Here is a 15,475-nt window from a genome sequence, read left to right as displayed (position 1 = left end):
GATAAAATGAATCTAGAGGTGAAGGATCATGAAACGTATCGGCTTTATTGGACTTGGCACTATGGGCAAACCCATGGCTGCTAACCTTATTCAAAAAGGTTTTATGGTAACTGTATATAATCGAACTGCTGAAAAAGCGGACGAGCTAGCCCATCTTGGTGCTGAAGTGGGTTTGACCCCATCTGAAGTAGCTCGCAGTTCGGATGTTCTGATTACAATGCTTAGCAATGATGCTTCACTATTAGAAACATTCTACAGTGAGCAGGGCATTCTGAGTGGTATTCATCCAGCACTCACGATTATTGACTCCAGTACCGTAGCCCCGCAAACAAGTCAAAAGCTGGCTGAGGAGCTCGCGGCGCATTTCGTCGACTTCCTCGACGCGCCTGTCACAGGCAGTAAACCTGCTGCCGAAGCAGGTACGCTTACTTTCATGGTCGGCGGCAGCCAAGAAGTGTTCGACGAGCATCAAGATGTATTCCTCGCACTTGGCAGTAAAGCACTTTACCTCGGGCCGAACGGCTCCGGTTCGTACGCGAAACTTGCCCACAACACGATGGTGGGCATTAATTTAGCCGGCTTAGCCGAAGGTTTATCGATTGCGGTTAAAGCAGGGGTGAACCCTGCTCAATTCTTAGAGATTGTTCGCTCCGGCGGAGCGAACAGCAAGATGGTAGAGCTGAAAGGCGATAAAATTATCGATCGCGATTTCAGCAATCAATTCTCCCTGAAGCTGATGCTGAAAGATCTCCAGCTTGCACAGGAAATTACAGGCAAGTTCCAGCTGCCAACGCCTATGCTGCAGTCGGCTACCAACTTATTCCAAATTGGCCTTAGCAAAGGCCTCGGCGAAGAAGATTTAAGCTCCGTCATTCAATGTTATGAAGAATGGATGGGTCAGCAGGTCATTAGACCGAGCGAGCCTGTCGTTGCTGCAGAGAATCCGGCGTCGCCGCTTTCTGGCCGTGAACGCCGCCGGAACACGCGCGTGAAGCTGGACATCAGCCTGAAGCTGTCCATTTACCAATGGGAGCAGGAAGGTTCCTTCTCCGGCCAAAACATCGACGGCACTCTCTTCGACTTGTCCGAGAGCGGACTGCAGATCACGTCGGCAGCCCCGCTTGCGCCGGACATGTTCATCGTCATCCACTTCCCGCAGGAAGCAGAACTGCCGCCTATTACGGCTCGCGTGATTCGCATCGAGCCTGACGGCCGCAACTTCCGTTATGGCTGCATGCTCTCCGCCTTGCCGCCTTATGTGCGGATCAAGTTGGAGCAGTATATTGAGGATCATATTGCGTATGCTTATTAGGAGAACCTTTTAAAGAACCCCTTAAGAAATAGTGATAGTACGCTTACGAAATAGTGATAATACATTAAACGATGCATGAAGAACATGCCGTCTTTCCCTTTTGGGAGAGGCGGTATTTTTGATTTCTAGGTAAGTGTAGAACTTCATTACACAAACCACGCTATATCAAACTGCACTGCACTGCACCACACTACATTACACTACACCAGGCCAAACCACAGCTCAGCTTAAAGTTGAACATAGCGAGAAAATAAGAAAAACACTTTATAGTCGGAGGCTGGAATGATGGAGTTTGTAAAAGAGCATGAAAACTTTGTTAGATTACATGAGGAGAAACGAACAGGAGAGCGTTTGCGCCGATTAAGAGAGGGGCATGGTTATGCTGAAAAACAATTTATGCAGCATGTCTGGTGGCCAATCATTGGGCATTTTCGCCATCTTCATCCCGAGTATGAAGTAAGAGATTTTCAAGACAACACGCGGTTCGTTGACTTTGTTTATCTCCGTCCTCCGCATCGAATTTGTTTCGAGATCGACGGGTATGGTCCACATGCGAGAGATATTGACCGCTCTCGTTTCGGGGACAACTTAATGCGGCAGAATCAGTTGGTACTCGACGAATGGAAGATCTTTCGGTTCTCCCTCGATGATATCACAGGGCATCAAAGACGCTGCCAGCAAGTCATCCTGTACATCATGGGGCGATGGTATGGTAATCAGACTCAACTTATTTCACTCACACATCGAGAAAAAGAAATCGCCCGGCTGGCTACGAGTTCCGTAGATCCGCTTAAACCGCATGTAGTAGCTGGACACTTGGGCATCCGAGTTGAGCACGCACGAAAGTGGCTTCATAGCCTACACAGGAAAGGGATAATAAAACCCGCCAGTGGAGAGCAGAGAATTCGCTCCTACATTCTGGATCCAAAGGGAAGAAATTTGCTTATTTAGGCTAATATAGAGGCGTTGACGGCCAAAATAGCTCGGTTCCTCAAAATAGAAGCCTTTAGAGGCTTCTATTTGTACCAATTCACGGGTTTAAGTGAAAATAGAAGCTTCTAGAGACTTCTATTTGTTAAAAAAGATGCGCCAAATTGGATCATCTGCGCAAATAAGAGTCTTTGGAGACTTCTATTTACCTCAAGTGAAGAGAAAACGTCTTAATAAGAGTCTCTAGAGACTCTTATTTAGGTTTGAGCTGACGGGTTACTAGCGTTACGCCGATAGCCTGGTTGATTATCGGATCGTTGTTGAGCATTAGCAGCTTACTGCTGCCCGGACGCTTTCCGAAGCTCGTCAGCCAAACGGTGAAACTCCACTCTAGCTTCTACATCCTCTGTGCTCATCCAAGCAGCGGATAAGAAGTTAGTAATCTTTTTTGCATCATCTGAACTCATCATATACCCCCTTTCCTCCTATATCTGATCAAAAAAAGTTAGCTCGCTCCCTTCAATAATCCGAATCAGCTTGTCCGCATACTGCGGATCTGTTGCATAACCTGCGTGCTGCGGCTCTTGACTAGCACACCTGTAGTCTCTTTCGTGTAGCACATTTGCGAATTTGGGATTGTGAGCAAGCAGCAGCGAATGATCGCGAACGCTATCAAGCCAGTTGTCGTATACTCGAAAGCCATCTACAATTTGTATCCACTTGCCGTTTATGAATTCCTGAGTAACTTGCTGCTGCCCGCTCCCTTTGATCCCAAACAAATTGTTACCTGGAGCTGAGCGACCCCAGCCACTTTCCAAAATAGCTTGTTCGATGGTGACGCATGCTAAAATACCAAACTCCCGCAAATCCGCTTGTGCGGCTGGAGCTAATTGACCAATAAAACTTTCTTTGCTCATAAGCCTCCCTCCTTGCCTCGCAGCACTTGAATCATCTGCTTCAAAAAACTGGGCAGCGGCAGTCCTAATCGTCCGTAATTTTCAGTAATAGAAATAAACTCATTCGCCAAGTAAAAGTAAATTGCTCCCGTCATCATCAGGTCTGTATCCATCAGAATATCCATTCGATGAGCCAACATAATCACGAGCAGCATCAGTCCTTTGCGGGCAAGACCCCAGTAGCCAACTTGGCTATTAAGTCCACGCTGCTCCCTCATCGAGGCGGCAATGCCCGTTACATAATCGACGAGTATCGCCATTAGAAATAGGCTAAGAAGTTCGTTCCACTCGCCGAAGGCATTGGTCGCGAGCGCTCCGAGTGTGCCTGAAATCAGGTTAAAACCGATATGGTTCATTCGTTTTTGCTCCTTTCTGTTCAGATTGCTTGGGAGAGGCTGCTGTCTGAACGCCAGCGATGAGAGGTAACGTGCCTTGCGGAGCTGCAGCTGCGCCCGTTAAAGTAACGGTCAGAATCCCTGTGGACAAATCCCCTGAGCGCATCGTTGCGCTGGAATTAGTCACCGTTAACCACCTGCCTCCAGCGCCTCCCATTGGCAATTTAGCTTGTTCAGCCAGTCCCAGCAGTAATATTTGAACGGCCAACTGATACTCATTTGCCGACCTCGCAGCAATCTGCCCAACGAGTTGTTTCGTAAGCTGGCAAGCACCTCTAGACTCCGACGCACTCTGTACGCTCAAACACTGCCATGAGACGCTTGGTCGACACGTACCATTGAATCCACGGTACACGTGCCACTGCGAGCCTAAAGCCGCTTCCGTAAATACGGTTATAGCTTTCAGCCAAGTTTCTTGCACAGGCTTTACTTGCCGAAGGATCAGGACAGATTTTATGATGCATCTGCCTTCCGCATCCTTGTCCTGCACAGCAGGCAGCGCAGTAATTTGCACCGTGTAGGTTTGCCCGTCCACCTTGATGACACCATCATCCGGATTGAGCAGCTTGTTAATAGAGATCCAGATGCGATCCAGCACCCCCACCGGCGTTGTGCTTCTCACGTTCAAGCTCAGCTTGCGCCAGCTGCCCGGCGCGTCTAGCTTGAACTCCGCGTTGCCACCAACGTGGGTGAGCCAGATGGCCTCATCAGGGGCCTGCGGAAAACTGTCCACGAACATGTCGCTCCCAAGTGTTCCCACACCTTCGGACTGAAGATATAACGCTAGTTGATTTGCCATGTTAATCATTCACTTCTTTTCACCTCCTTCCTGGTAAAACAGCGTTACAGCACACCATCCAGTCGTTTCCGCCTCTTTGACTCATCTGTAAGCATGTTTTACATCGTCTCAGCAACGATCCCACTGCCGGACCCCACCATAACGATGTAAACCATCGTTACAGCTCACCATCCAGTGACTTCCGCCTCTTTAACTCATCTGTAAGCATGTTTTACATCGTCTCAGCAACGATCCCACTGCCGGAGCCCTCCATAACGATGTAAAACAGCGTTACAGCACACCATCCAGTCGTTTCCGCCTCTTTGACTCATCTCTAAGCATGTTTTACATCGTACTAGCGTCGATCTTACCGCCGGAGCCCTCTGTAACGATGTAAAACATCGTTACAGCACATCATTCAGTCGTTTCCGCATCTTTGTCTCTTCTGTAAGCATGGTTTACATCGTCTCAGCTACGATCTCACTGCCGGAGCCCTCTGTAACGATGTAAAACATCGTTACAGCTCACCATCCAGTCGTTTCCGCCTCTTTGACTCATCTGTAAGCATGGTTTACATCGTACTAGCGTCGATCTTACCGCCGGAGCCCTCTGTAACGATGTAAAACATCGTTACAACACTTCGCTCCAGCATTCCCACTTACCACAAATCCTTAAGGGTCAGTGAGTAAGTGATTGGGTGAGTCGGTAAAACGGTAAGTGAAGTGTGAGTTTATAAATGTTTTGAAATTCAAAACATTTTTTTCTTTTCAAAACATACACTGCCTAATTGAACTAACTACCACCCGTTTCACTCCTTCCATTCGTCCCCTAAGCAGCCCTCACAGATCTGCTCGATCTGGACGTTGTCCCTTGCATCCTGTTCAGCATAATCACCTCCCTCATTACTCTACACAACGATCTTAACACACCAATATTTGGACGAAATGCCAACGAACGGCCAACCGATTGTCACCTTGTACAGCTTCTCCATCTATTTCCATCTGTTGATAGCTATCGTAATACGCCAGCCTATCGGCATCGTCACTGAGAGACTACTTCCAACCGCAGCATATATGCCAGCTTCGCTATTGCCTTAGCCTTCACCCTGTGATACGTGCGCTCACTCATGTTCAATTCATGAAACAGCATGAAGTCGAATTGCTTATCTTTTTGCAAGTAGCGTTTGCGAATAATTTCCTGTTCGTCTACTTCTAATATGGATAGAGCATGCTCACACTCTGAATTTAACCTTATCATCATATCCTCAGACTCAGTGTTATGCACAGTAGGACTCCCCATCTCTATACCATTCATCATCATGTCCACAATAGCTCCTCTCTCTCTTCGCACAGCCCCCATCAACCTGTACATACGAACCGTTTCAAGCACATCTTCCACCCGCTTGCGCGTTGCCCGCCGATCAATTTGCTCTTGCTCTATATGTAAAATACGTTCCACCATCTGTTCATCATCTCCTAAAAGTTAATGTTTTGAAATTCTAAACAAATCATAGTTCTTTTCGTTTTAAAATTCAACACAAATGTTTTGAAATTCTAAACATTTTTATTTGTTCCTCTTGTTTTTTATATCCACAACCATTTACAATAGGGATAGGTGATGAAGCGATGAAAGATATGGTGCAATTTGGCATTCGGATTCGGGATCTACGCAAGATGAACCATTTCTCACTTAGAGAGCTCGGGGAACGATCCGGTGTCAGTTATTCATTTATACACTCCATAGAAAATAACCGCTTCAATCCATCCAGAGAAACGGTTATCGCCTTAGCCGATGCACTTACCAGTTCGGAGAAGGATGATCTTCTACTGCTTGCCGGGTTTGCTCCTACTGAAGAAGAGGCTCTCGAAGGATCCTCTGACCCGATCCAAGCTGCAGAAATCGATGACCCCGAGGTTAGCTTATTTTTTAAAGATTTCCAAAACGCTCCTAAAGAGAAGCGAGACGAAATGCTCCGCTTCTGGAACTTCATCAAGGAGCAGCAGCAGACCCGTAATCCAGATAGTCAACAGTAACAGTGGCTAAACGCCACCTTGATGAACTTAACCTTTAATAATGAAGCCAAGCCCTAGCGGGCTTTTCTTTACCTTAAATAAACGAACATATATTCCTATAATGAGGTGTTTGTCCTGTTCACTCACTACCAAACCACCCCTCTGGAACAATGGGTCGAAGCTTTATATCTCCAACATGATATCACAGAGCCAGCTCAGCTTAGCATGACCAATTTGGCTGCTAAACTGCATATTTGGGTTTATGCGATGGATATGAACAGCATGGCTGTCGAAAATAACGGACAATTCAGCATCAACGTAGACCGTCGATTATCTGCCAAAGAGCAGTGGGAAGACTTCCTTCACGAGCTTTGTCATGTGCTTCGCCATTCCGGCAACCAAATGATCATGCCCGATCGCTATGTCGATTGGCAGGAGCAGGATGCATCTGCCTTCCAGCTCTACGCGGCAATACCCATTTCTATGCTTAAGAAGCTACCGCTACCTGAGCAAAAGAACGAAATGATTGCCCTTCTCTCCGAAGAATTTCAAGTAACCCATCGGCTTGCAGCAGCGCGCATTGAACAAATTCAACGGCGCGTCCTACAAGGCATTTTGGATCACGAATACCAACTATTTACTCAAAGCCAAGCTAGCAAATACAATCCAGACAATTGGTCCGATGCAACTCGTCTTATCATGGACAAGCTGGAGCATTTGAAACAAAAAGGGGCTCCCTCTGATGGCTAAGCTGACTGTTTTTTATGACTTCCATGAAGAGCGCATCCAACCCTTTCTCATGGCGCTGCGTTTTCAGCCTCACGAGCTAGACTGGAACAAAACTTCAATGTACATTCCATTAAGCGCACCGTTTCAGCAGCTTAAGATGGAAGAAATCCCCGACTTAGAGGCTGGAATTACCGTTTTGCTGGATGACCTCGTCATCAATCCAGGACACCCCCAATGCATCGGCGTCAGCATCTCTAGGATTAAGCAGCGGCATATTGCGCTTCTTAATGACCTTCAATACATCCAGCAGCTATGGATACGCATGAGCGACATCGAAGAAGTGCTGCAGATGGATACCCGCTCCCTCTATCCCTGGTCATCCAAATAAATCCGCCCCAAAGACAAATAAGCGCGGAAAACACGCTTATTCTATAGCGCCCGAGCAAATAAGCGCCGAAACCACGCTTTCGGCGAGGGCTCCGCTAGCCGAAGCTCGCCGACAGAGTCTGAGAAGCCGAAAATCGACTTCTCAGCAGACCATCCTGTGAGTCCGCGCTGAATAAGCGCGAAAACCGCGCTTACAGCGAAAGCTCGCTAGCCGAAGCTCGTCGACAGAGTCTGAGAAGTCGAAAATCGACTTCTCAGCAGACCATCCTGCGCGTCCGCGCTGAATAAGCGCGGAAAACGCGCTTATTCAGGAGCGCCCGAACAAATAAGCGCGAAAACCACGCTTTCCGCGAGATGGGTAAGCTTTGCTAAACCCAAACCCAAAACATATAAATGCTGGCGAAAAAAATCCCATACATCATCGGACAATTTATCCGATAGATGTATGGGATCTGAAGGGTTTTAATTACTCATTAATATAAGAGCAAATATAATCGCTTACTGTTTTCACTTCGAGCTTGAATTTTGCATTGGCGGGAACTGTGAATTCACCTTGGCCACTGATGGTAATCCATTCGCTGCTGCCTGGAAGCAATACGTTCAGCTCACCAGCTTGGATTTCCATGATTTCTTTAACATCTGTTCCGAATTCGTACTCACCCGGGAGCAAAATGCCGAGTGTTTTTTTGGTGCCATCGGCGAATTGAACTGTGCGGCTAGTCACTTTACCGTCGAAATAAACGTTGGCTTTCGTTAATACAGTTACATTTTCAAAGCTAGACATGGTGATTGGTTCCCCCTCTAAAATGACTAAGAATAATGCCAAGCCCACGCGGAGGTGGGCTGTAGCTACTGTTAATTATTAAGATAATAGAGCTTTCACTCTAGCTGCTACGTTTTCTGGGTAGAATCCGTATTCTTTGAGAACCAAATCCCCTGGTGCGGATGCTCCGAATGTGGAGATACCGAGGATAGAGCCTTGGTCGCCAACATAACGTTCCCAACCAAGTGGATAAGCCATCTCAACAGCAAGACGTTTCTTCACTTCCGGCAAAATGACGGAGTCTTTATATTCTTTGGATTGTTTCTCGAACAGCTCCAAGCTAGGCAAGCTTACGACACGAACGTTAATGCCTTCGGCTTCAAGAAGTTTCTGCGCTGCGACAGCCAATTGTACTTCGGAACCTGTTGCCAGAATTTGTGCAACTGGCTTGCCATTTGTAGCATCGGATACAACGTATCCGCCTTTGCTTAGATTTTCTTTCGCGCCTTGAACAGTTCCTTCAAGAATCGGCAGGTTTTGACGAGTCAATACGAGTGCAACTGGCCCTTTCGCCTCAGAAATCGCATAGCGCCATGCTTCTGATGTTTCGTTCCCGTCAGCAGGGCGAATAACGGTGATACCCGGAATGACACGAAGCGCTGGCAATTGTTCAACCGGTTCATGCGTCGGTCCATCTTCACCAACAGCGATGCTGTCATGTGTTAGAACATAGATAACCGGAAGTTGCATAAGAGCAGCAAGACGAATCGATGCACGCAAATAATCGGAGAACACGAAGAATGTAGCCCCGTATATTTTAACTCCGCCATGCAGAGCCATACCGTTCATCGCTGTACCCATACCGAATTCACGAACACCAAACCATAAATTGCGACCCGCATAGTTGCTGGCACTGTAATTGGATTCGCCTTTGATCATGGTGTTGTTCGAGCTTGCCAGATCCGCGGAACCGCCGATCAATTGCGGCAAATTAGGTGCAATCGCGTTGATTGCATTACCGGAAGCAACACGAGTCGCCATTGGCTTGTCTGATGTACTGTATACAGGAAGATCTGCGTCCCAGCCTGCTGGCAATTCATTGTTTACTGCCGCGTTGAACTGGTTACCCAATTCCGGATATGCTTTGATGTAGTCATTCAACAAGTTGCTCCATGCTTGTTCAGCTGCAGCGCCTTCTTTTTGAATTTCTGCGTAGTGCGCTCTTACTTCGTCCGGAACTAAGAAGTCCGGCTCTTCAGGCCAGCCATAAGCTTGCTTCGTCAGCTTCACTTCTTCGCCGCCAAGCGGAGATCCGTGAGGTCCAACGTGTCCGCCTTTGCCGCCTTTATTCGGGCTGCCGAAACCGATTGTCGTTTTCACTTCGATCAGTGTTGGGCGCGTTGTATCAGCTTTTGCTTCAGCAATTGCTTTGGAAATCGCCGCAAGATCATTCTGCTCTTCAACGCGCAGAACTTGCCAACCGTAAGCTTCAAAACGCTTCTCAACGTTCTCGGAAAATGCCATATTAAGCTCGCCATCCAGCGAGATATCATTGGAATCGTACATCATGATTAATTTGCCCAATTTAAGGTGAGCTGCTAAGGAAACCGCTTCTGATGAAACGCCTTCCATCATATCGCCATCACCACAGATTGCGTATGTATAGTGGTCGATTACAGGGAAATTCTCTTTATTGTAAGTCTCTCTCAGGTGAGCTTCCGCCATGGCCATACCAACTGCCATACCAATACCTTGTCCAAGTGGACCCGTAGTCGCGTCAACACCTGCTGTATGACCGTATTCCGGATGCCCTGGCGTTTTGCTTCCCCATTGGCGGAAGTTTTTGATCTCTTCCATTGGCAGATCATATCCACACAAGTGAAGTAGGCTGTATAGAAGCATGGATCCGTGGCCGGCAGAAAGCACGAAACGGTCACGATTGACCCATTTAGGATTAGATGGGTTGTGCTTCATATGCTGTTTCCACAGCACGTAAGCCATTGGCGCAGCCCCCATGACCATACCTGGGTGACCTGATTTAGCTTTCTCAACGGCGTCGATACCCAAAGTACGGATCGTGTCGACCGCTAATTGTTCAATTGTTTTGTTTGTTACTGTCATTCGAAAATTCCCTCCTATATTTCTGTATTTTCGTCAATCAATGACTTGTACATACAAGTGACTCTTATCGCTTGCATTATTGTACCATTTGCTTTAAGGCTTTGCCACAATAACCCGCTAAAACATCATCAGCCTAAGCGGTCACTAGCAAATAGGCTGCATCCAGCAATGGACACAGCCTAATCTAGCCTAATTAAATACAACTGTCTTATTATTATGCACAATAATACGATCTTCTACATGCCAAGCTACCGCTCTAGCAAGGACGATCCGTTCAATATGTCGACCGATTCTTTTCAAATCTTCGACGTTATCACGGTGGCTAACCCTTTGAACGTCCTGTTCAATAATAGGTCCGCCATCCAGTTCATCCGTCACATAATGTGCGGTAGCGCCAATGATTTTCACCCCACGGTTATGGGCTTGCGCATAAGGCTTCCCGCCGACAAAGGCAGGCAAGAAGGAATGATGGATATTAATCATACGGTTAGCGTAGTGTTTAATAAAAGAAGGCGAAACGATCTGCATATAGCGAGCCAATACGATCGCATCAACATTGTCTCCAACGACTTCAAGCTGACGACGCTCGGCTTCAGCCTTCGTATCCGCGGTAACCGGAATATGGTGATAGGGAATTCCAAAAGGCTCAACCAGCGACTGCATGTCCGGATGGTTACTAATGACCATCGCGATATCTGCGTTAAGATCACCCGCGCGCCAGTGCCAAAGCAGCTCAAGCAGTGCATGATCTTCCTTCGATACGAAGATAGCGATTCGCTTCTTCTGACTAGCAAGAGAAAGACTCCAATCCATGGAGAACTTGTCCGCAACGACAGAGAAATCCTTTCTCAACTGGTCAACCCGGCTCCCAAGCTCCGTTAAATCGAACTCGATCCGGATGAAAAACATGCCGCCTTCAGGATCCATTGTGTATTGATCGGATTGCACGATATTCGCACCATATTCAAACAAAAATTGCGAGACCGCCGCGACGATTCCCGGCTGATCCGGACATGAGATCAACATTCTTGCCCTATTCACCATCACGCTCTCCCTGCGCAATGAGTTATTCGTACTTCCCTGTTCCATGTTAATCCCCCTAATAGCTTTAACTTTCTGTAAGAAAGCTTTCTTTTTAGTTTGCTGTAATCTATATTAAGCTTTTTTGAGTATATCTTTACCTGCGAGCCAAACAATCAATCGTTGATTAATCTGCTCCTCACTAAGGTCAGAGAAGAGATTTTCTTCATGTAAAATATCATACAAACGCTCCAGCGGCTCACGTCCGTCCGCTTTCTTAGCCTTGGCATCATTTTTCAATAATTCCCATGTATTCAGAACGAAATCACGGAAATGAATCTCTTTTTTGCCTAACAAAAAGTCAATTCGCTCTACATGATCCAAGAATTCGCCGCCAAAACGTCCACTGAGGTTACCTGACAACAGCGCTATTTCTGCTTCGTACATCGGACGCTGCGTTTTATCTTCTTTACCAATCCAAGGAGTTTCAAGAATCATAGGCAAATGCTGCAGCTTCTCATGGTTGGCAACATTATTCATAGCCTCAAAGCCAATCCAACCTGAACCAAGCGGCGCGTGGCGGTCCTTGCTGGCTCCGCGAGGATTTTTACTATCATTCAAGTGAATAACACCAAGCTTTTCTAGACCGATTACTTTGTCAAAATGATGCAGAACGCCATCGAGGTCGTTCACAATATCATACCCGGCGTCATGAATATGGCAAGTGTCAAGACAAACGGATAACTTGTTGTTAAACTCAACTTGTTCCATAATTTCAGCTAATTCCTCAAAGCTGCGGCCAATCTCTGTCCCTTTGCCAGCCATAGTTTCCAGCGCGATGTTCACATTCGTATCTTTAACCCCTGCAAGTACTTCGTTCAGACCTTCCGCGATTCTGGCAATGCCATACTCCGCATCCTTGTCCGTGTAAGCCCCAGGGTGAAGAACGATATTGCGAACGCCAATGTAGTCTGTCCGACGAATCTCTTCCTGAAGGAAACGCACGGCTAACTCAAAGGTATCTTCTTTATAAGAACCTAGATTAATAATGTAGGGAGCGTGTACGACGATTTCGTTCATCGCATGCTTCTCCATTACTGCTTTACCTTCTTCGATAAATTGATCCTCAATCGGTTTACGGCGCGTATTTTGTGGGGCACCTGTGTATATCATAAATGTGGAAGAACCGTATGTGACTGCCTCTTCTGCTGCATTTAACAAGCCTTTATCTGAGAACGAAACGTGTGAGCCAATTTTGGGCATAATGGTTAACTCCTTTTTGTGTGTCTACTACGCAACTACTTAGGTATGGAAGACCAAAGTAGTTACGTCTACTACCTTCCTATTTTACTAGGATTGTCGCAAGAAATCTAGAAATAAGGTATAATTCTTATGAGTTATTGATGTAGGCTAGTGAGGTGACAAATAAATGGCTAATGATTTTTTCATGTGGTTCATCATTTTCTGGGTATGTGTCCTGCTTTTGTTCATGTCCATTGGCGGATTTTTCATGTTTCGGAAGTTCCTAAAGGTGCTGCCCAAGGAAGACGGTAAGTCGAAGCTGGATTGGCAAAATCACTACGTGGACAGCTCGCGGCACTTATGGACAGAAGACTCTAAAACATTTCTCGATCAATTGGTATCACCTGTACCGACAGCCTTTAGAGATATTGCGAAGCATTCCATCGCAGCTCGTATTGGACAGGTTGCCCTGGAGGCGCATGCAAGTGAAGTAACGCGTGACCACTGTATTCAAGGTTACATTCTCGCAACACCGCGGCGCGACTATAAGAGCTTGACTAGCTTCCTCGAAAAGCAGCAGATTGACTATAGTGCATTCAAGCATTTATTGAATTAAACAAGAATACACCATCTATATTGTTATAGATGGCGTGCCACCAATTAATGTAAACGCTTTCATTTGTGAACATGAAAAAACTCATTTTTCTATATAACACCACAATCTTGCCACATCTTAATCTTTATGCTGCAGCTGCACTTTCAAATGGCTAGTAGGAAAAAATAATTAGCTGCAGCAGTGATATCACTTATGTTTGGCTATAACACCAAAGGCAGTCCATAGTCCGAGTAACATTCTTTCGTAATGGCTACAATCTCGTTCTCAATATCTAAATCTTGAATTTCCGTACATGCACATTCTTTGCAATGAGCCAATGGCATAGTTGTTCTATAGAAACCTGTTTTAAATATTTTCTCAGCGCTTCTTTTTGCTATAACCGTATCACATTCTATACAATACACCTTTTCTGAATTTATCATAAAATATCCTCCATATTAAGTTGCCAATTGTCGAAAACTGATACACCAACTGTTTTTCATTATATGATACGTTTCGTAACAATTCAAGAGCTTATTGAAAAAAATCGAGCAAGCGGGATCCACCATTTAGCATAATAGGTCAATCCGTTTTCTTTGAGAATCATATCTGTGAAAAAAATTGTAACTTATTAACGCTCTAAGATAATCCTCTTGGGGCTTCTTAAAGCCTCTCCAGAGTGCCGAATATTCAAAATACTCTCCATCAAAACCAGTCACACAATCTGAGATTATTGCTTCTCCAACCAATAGCTTGAGTTGAAAGCTCCAGATTACATTTTCATTAATGGGCAGTCTTAAACTTGAAGTAAACTGTAATCCTTTTGTGCTTACCTCCGTAAGGGTAACTTTGGCTGGATTGGAAACTTTTTTGATTCCATAGATCTGGGAAAGCCTCATGGTACTTTGAAATTCTATCCTATTCATGAGCAAAACCCTTTCTCTGCCACAAAGAAATGATACACTTTGTAACTGTATGTATCTAAAAAACTCACTTTTTGGTTTTCTTATCTTGCAGAAGACTGTATAATAGTACTGACTATGTGTTATACTGTGTTATTGCAAATTCTTATTGATTGTGAGGAAACTATTCATGACTAAATGCGGGGACAGAATTGCTCTTCTGCGTGAAAAACAGGCATTAACGCAGGAAGACTTAGCACACAAATTGGGTATCTCGAGAGCGGCCCTTTCACACTATGAAACTTCTAGAAGAGAACCAGACTATGATACCATCAATAAAATTGCTTCCTTCTTTAAAGTCTCAATAGATTATTTACTAGGCAGGACAGATCAACCAGATCAATTACTTGACCAAGATGTGCGGGACTTTGTGGATCATTTGGAGCTATCAGACGACAATATACTGGAGAAGTTCTCTTTGACGGTGGATGGAAGTAAGCTAACTCCTGAAGAGGCGAAACGTTTCATTGCTTTCGTGAGGGCAGAACGGTCTCTGAAATAAGACTGTTCTGCTCACCATTTAGCCAATTTCTGACTAGTTCTAGTTAACTCCTTGCTTTCATATACTTAATTTATGATACATTTTGTATCATGTCAAGTACATTGATTAAATATCTGCTAGTTTTTACTGATTTCATTCGTAGATCAAATGTTTGTTTGTAGTTCTACCTTTTCTGCGTGAATACCTATGTATTTTAAGGTCACCGAAGGTGCTGAATGGTTAAACAAATCACGGAGCGCAGAGACATTTCTCGTTCTCTGATAATAATGGTATCCAAAAGTTTTACGTAGTGTATGAGTGCCGATATCATTCAGACCTACTTGCTTTGCAGCCTCATTTAAGATCCGATATACCCGAATGCGTTTAATTGGCTTTCCTGTTCTCTGGGAGGGAAATATGAAATCGTTATCATCCATGTTCATAACATATTCAGCAATCCATTCCTTCAGTTGATTATTAATGATAAATACTTTTTCCTTTCCCGTTTTCTCCTCCTTAATCATAACTTTATTTATCCCCTTTATATCCTTGACTCTCAGCATAAGCAGATCACTCAAGTGGATCCCAGAATTAATACCAATCGTAAACAAAAGCCAATCCCTTTCAGACTGATTTATTAATATTTCTTGTATTTCTTCAATTTTCTGTTGATCGCGAATCGGTTGTACAACCTGCATGGATAATTGCAACTCCTTTTTTATTATTTTAAAAGCTAACTTCTATTGCCATCGAAGTAATATCTCTGTCAATGCATTATTTCCCCCTTTTTAG

Annotated in this window: 19 protein-coding genes; 7 read left to right on the top strand and 12 right to left on the bottom strand. The window is 45.2% G+C overall.

What is annotated here, in order from left to right:
* The first annotated feature begins 28 nt into the window (after positions 1 to 28).
* Together AC58UU_RS12650 and AC58UU_RS12645 are read left to right on the top strand one after the other, a co-directional pair.
* Positions 29 to 1,312, top strand: coding sequence for an NAD(P)-binding domain-containing protein (locus tag AC58UU_RS12650; RefSeq protein ID WP_497316044.1), 1,284 nt, complete (start codon positions 29 to 31; stop codon positions 1,310 to 1,312).
* Positions 1,313 to 1,594: 282 nt separating this feature from the next.
* Positions 1,595 to 2,263 carry a DNA-binding response regulator gene (locus AC58UU_RS12645; protein WP_497316042.1) on the top strand — a complete coding sequence of 223 codons (669 nt, stop codon included), beginning with the start codon at positions 1,595 to 1,597 and terminating at the stop codon, positions 2,261 to 2,263.
* 314 nt (positions 2,264 to 2,577) lie between these two features.
* Here AC58UU_RS12645 and AC58UU_RS12640 read toward each other — a convergent pair whose 3' ends face one another.
* The 5 genes from AC58UU_RS12640 to AC58UU_RS12620 all read right to left on the bottom strand — a co-directional run bounded on the left by AC58UU_RS12640 (position 2,578) and on the right by AC58UU_RS12620 (position 5,832).
* Complete coding sequence (locus AC58UU_RS12640; protein WP_497316041.1) at positions 2,578 to 2,712, bottom strand: N-acetylmuramoyl-L-alanine amidase; 135 nt, start codon at positions 2,710 to 2,712, stop codon at positions 2,578 to 2,580.
* Positions 2,713 to 2,727: 15 nt separating this feature from the next.
* Positions 2,728 to 3,159, bottom strand: coding sequence for a glycoside hydrolase family 73 protein (locus AC58UU_RS12635; RefSeq protein WP_497316039.1), 432 nt, complete (start codon positions 3,157 to 3,159; stop codon positions 2,728 to 2,730).
* Positions 3,156 to 3,554, bottom strand: coding sequence for a phage holin family protein (locus AC58UU_RS12630; RefSeq protein ID WP_497316037.1), 399 nt, complete (start codon positions 3,552 to 3,554; stop codon positions 3,156 to 3,158). Before AC58UU_RS12630 ends, AC58UU_RS12635 begins: the two co-directional genes overlap by 4 nt.
* Positions 3,535 to 4,392: a minor capsid protein gene (locus tag AC58UU_RS12625; protein WP_497316035.1), complete on the bottom strand. Its 858-nt coding sequence runs from the start codon at positions 4,390 to 4,392 to the stop codon at positions 3,535 to 3,537. Before AC58UU_RS12625 ends, AC58UU_RS12630 begins: the two co-directional genes overlap by 20 nt.
* Positions 4,393 to 5,412: 1,020 nt before the next feature.
* Complete coding sequence (locus AC58UU_RS12620) at positions 5,413 to 5,832, bottom strand: ArpU family phage packaging/lysis transcriptional regulator (RefSeq protein WP_497316033.1); 420 nt, start codon at positions 5,830 to 5,832, stop codon at positions 5,413 to 5,415.
* Between the two features lie 164 nt (positions 5,833 to 5,996).
* Here AC58UU_RS12620 and AC58UU_RS12615 point away from each other — a divergent pair, with 164 nt between their 5' ends.
* The 3 genes from AC58UU_RS12615 to AC58UU_RS12605 all read left to right on the top strand — a co-directional run bounded on the left by AC58UU_RS12615 (position 5,997) and on the right by AC58UU_RS12605 (position 7,500).
* Positions 5,997 to 6,404, top strand: a complete 408-nt coding sequence (locus tag AC58UU_RS12615; RefSeq protein WP_497316031.1) for a helix-turn-helix domain-containing protein — start codon at positions 5,997 to 5,999, stop codon at positions 6,402 to 6,404.
* A gap of 204 nt (positions 6,405 to 6,608) precedes the next feature.
* On the top strand, positions 6,609 to 7,133 hold the full coding sequence (locus AC58UU_RS12610; protein ID WP_497316030.1) for an ImmA/IrrE family metallo-endopeptidase: 525 nt from the start codon (positions 6,609 to 6,611) through the stop codon (positions 7,131 to 7,133).
* Positions 7,126 to 7,500 (top strand): hypothetical protein, encoded by a 375-nt coding sequence (locus AC58UU_RS12605; protein WP_497316028.1) that lies wholly within the window; start codon positions 7,126 to 7,128, stop codon positions 7,498 to 7,500. Before AC58UU_RS12610 ends, AC58UU_RS12605 begins: the two co-directional genes overlap by 8 nt.
* Positions 7,501 to 7,965: 465 nt before the next feature.
* On the opposite strand, the gene ppnP is transcribed toward AC58UU_RS12605, so the two are convergent.
* From ppnP to AC58UU_RS12585, 4 genes are all read right to left on the bottom strand, one after another.
* Positions 7,966 to 8,283 (bottom strand): pyrimidine/purine nucleoside phosphorylase, encoded by a 318-nt coding sequence (gene ppnP / locus AC58UU_RS12600; RefSeq protein ID WP_307549580.1) that lies wholly within the window; start codon positions 8,281 to 8,283, stop codon positions 7,966 to 7,968.
* Between the two features lie 78 nt (positions 8,284 to 8,361).
* Entirely contained in the window at positions 8,362 to 10,383 is a 2,022-nt protein-coding gene (tkt, locus tag AC58UU_RS12595; RefSeq protein WP_497316026.1) for a transketolase, read from the bottom strand.
* Between the two features lie 189 nt (positions 10,384 to 10,572).
* Positions 10,573 to 11,472: a formyltetrahydrofolate deformylase gene (gene purU / locus AC58UU_RS12590; protein WP_497316024.1), complete on the bottom strand. Its 900-nt coding sequence runs from the start codon at positions 11,470 to 11,472 to the stop codon at positions 10,573 to 10,575.
* A gap of 66 nt (positions 11,473 to 11,538) precedes the next feature.
* Positions 11,539 to 12,666, bottom strand: a complete 1,128-nt coding sequence (locus AC58UU_RS12585) for a deoxyribonuclease IV (RefSeq protein WP_497316023.1) — start codon at positions 12,664 to 12,666, stop codon at positions 11,539 to 11,541.
* Between the two features lie 166 nt (positions 12,667 to 12,832).
* On the opposite strand from AC58UU_RS12585, the gene AC58UU_RS12580 reads away from it, so the two are divergent.
* On the top strand, positions 12,833 to 13,261 hold the full coding sequence (locus tag AC58UU_RS12580; protein ID WP_497316021.1) for a DUF2621 domain-containing protein: 429 nt from the start codon (positions 12,833 to 12,835) through the stop codon (positions 13,259 to 13,261).
* 200 nt (positions 13,262 to 13,461) lie between these two features.
* On the opposite strand, the gene AC58UU_RS12575 is transcribed toward AC58UU_RS12580, so the two are convergent.
* Positions 13,462 to 13,683 (bottom strand): hypothetical protein, encoded by a 222-nt coding sequence (locus tag AC58UU_RS12575; protein WP_497316019.1) that lies wholly within the window; start codon positions 13,681 to 13,683, stop codon positions 13,462 to 13,464.
* Between the two features lie 126 nt (positions 13,684 to 13,809).
* On the bottom strand, positions 13,810 to 14,166 hold the full coding sequence (locus AC58UU_RS12570) for a hypothetical protein (RefSeq protein ID WP_497316017.1): 357 nt from the start codon (positions 14,164 to 14,166) through the stop codon (positions 13,810 to 13,812).
* A gap of 166 nt (positions 14,167 to 14,332) precedes the next feature.
* Here AC58UU_RS12570 and AC58UU_RS12565 point away from each other — a divergent pair, with 166 nt between their 5' ends.
* On the top strand, positions 14,333 to 14,704 hold the full coding sequence (locus AC58UU_RS12565; protein WP_497316015.1) for a helix-turn-helix domain-containing protein: 372 nt from the start codon (positions 14,333 to 14,335) through the stop codon (positions 14,702 to 14,704).
* Positions 14,705 to 14,847: 143 nt separating this feature from the next.
* On the opposite strand, the gene AC58UU_RS12560 is transcribed toward AC58UU_RS12565, so the two are convergent.
* Positions 14,848 to 15,381 carry a tyrosine-type recombinase/integrase gene (locus AC58UU_RS12560; RefSeq protein ID WP_497316013.1) on the bottom strand — a complete coding sequence of 178 codons (534 nt, stop codon included), beginning with the start codon at positions 15,379 to 15,381 and terminating at the stop codon, positions 14,848 to 14,850.
* Positions 15,382 to 15,475: the final 94 nt, after the last annotated feature.

It is taken from the genome of Paenibacillus sp. JT22N1, assembly GCF_059692155.1.
Note: the sequence above shows the minus strand (reverse complement) of the source record. Positions and strands in the feature narration are given on the sequence as shown.

Bases quoted from the DNA above. Each gene is read 5' to 3' on its own strand.
- AC58UU_RS12650 (WP_497316044.1), top strand. From the start codon at position 29: ATGAAACGTATCGGCTTTATTGGACTTGGCACTATGGGCAAACCCATG.
- AC58UU_RS12645 (WP_497316042.1), top strand. From the start codon at position 1,595: ATGATGGAGTTTGTAAAAGAGCATGAAAACTTTGTTAGATTACATGAG.
- AC58UU_RS12640 (WP_497316041.1), bottom strand. From the start codon at position 2,712: ATGATGAGTTCAGATGATGCAAAAAAGATTACTAACTTCTTATCCGCT.
- AC58UU_RS12635 (WP_497316039.1), bottom strand. From the start codon at position 3,159: ATGAGCAAAGAAAGTTTTATTGGTCAATTAGCTCCAGCCGCACAAGCG.
- AC58UU_RS12630 (WP_497316037.1), bottom strand. From the start codon at position 3,554: ATGAACCATATCGGTTTTAACCTGATTTCAGGCACACTCGGAGCGCTC.
- AC58UU_RS12625 (WP_497316035.1), bottom strand. From the start codon at position 4,392: ATGGCAAATCAACTAGCGTTATATCTTCAGTCCGAAGGTGTGGGAACA.
- AC58UU_RS12620 (WP_497316033.1), bottom strand. From the start codon at position 5,832: ATGGTGGAACGTATTTTACATATAGAGCAAGAGCAAATTGATCGGCGG.
- AC58UU_RS12615 (WP_497316031.1), top strand. From the start codon at position 5,997: ATGAAAGATATGGTGCAATTTGGCATTCGGATTCGGGATCTACGCAAG.
- AC58UU_RS12610 (WP_497316030.1), top strand. From the start codon at position 6,609: ATGACCAATTTGGCTGCTAAACTGCATATTTGGGTTTATGCGATGGAT.
- AC58UU_RS12605 (WP_497316028.1), top strand. From the start codon at position 7,126: ATGGCTAAGCTGACTGTTTTTTATGACTTCCATGAAGAGCGCATCCAA.
- ppnP (WP_307549580.1), bottom strand. From the start codon at position 8,283: ATGTCTAGCTTTGAAAATGTAACTGTATTAACGAAAGCCAACGTTTAT.
- tkt (WP_497316026.1), bottom strand. From the start codon at position 10,383: ATGACAGTAACAAACAAAACAATTGAACAATTAGCGGTCGACACGATC.
- purU (WP_497316024.1), bottom strand. From the start codon at position 11,472: ATGGAACAGGGAAGTACGAATAACTCATTGCGCAGGGAGAGCGTGATG.
- AC58UU_RS12585 (WP_497316023.1), bottom strand. From the start codon at position 12,666: ATGCCCAAAATTGGCTCACACGTTTCGTTCTCAGATAAAGGCTTGTTA.
- AC58UU_RS12580 (WP_497316021.1), top strand. From the start codon at position 12,833: ATGGCTAATGATTTTTTCATGTGGTTCATCATTTTCTGGGTATGTGTC.
- AC58UU_RS12575 (WP_497316019.1), bottom strand. From the start codon at position 13,683: ATGATAAATTCAGAAAAGGTGTATTGTATAGAATGTGATACGGTTATA.
- AC58UU_RS12570 (WP_497316017.1), bottom strand. From the start codon at position 14,166: ATGAATAGGATAGAATTTCAAAGTACCATGAGGCTTTCCCAGATCTAT.
- AC58UU_RS12565 (WP_497316015.1), top strand. From the start codon at position 14,333: ATGACTAAATGCGGGGACAGAATTGCTCTTCTGCGTGAAAAACAGGCA.
- AC58UU_RS12560 (WP_497316013.1), bottom strand. From the start codon at position 15,381: ATGCAGGTTGTACAACCGATTCGCGATCAACAGAAAATTGAAGAAATA.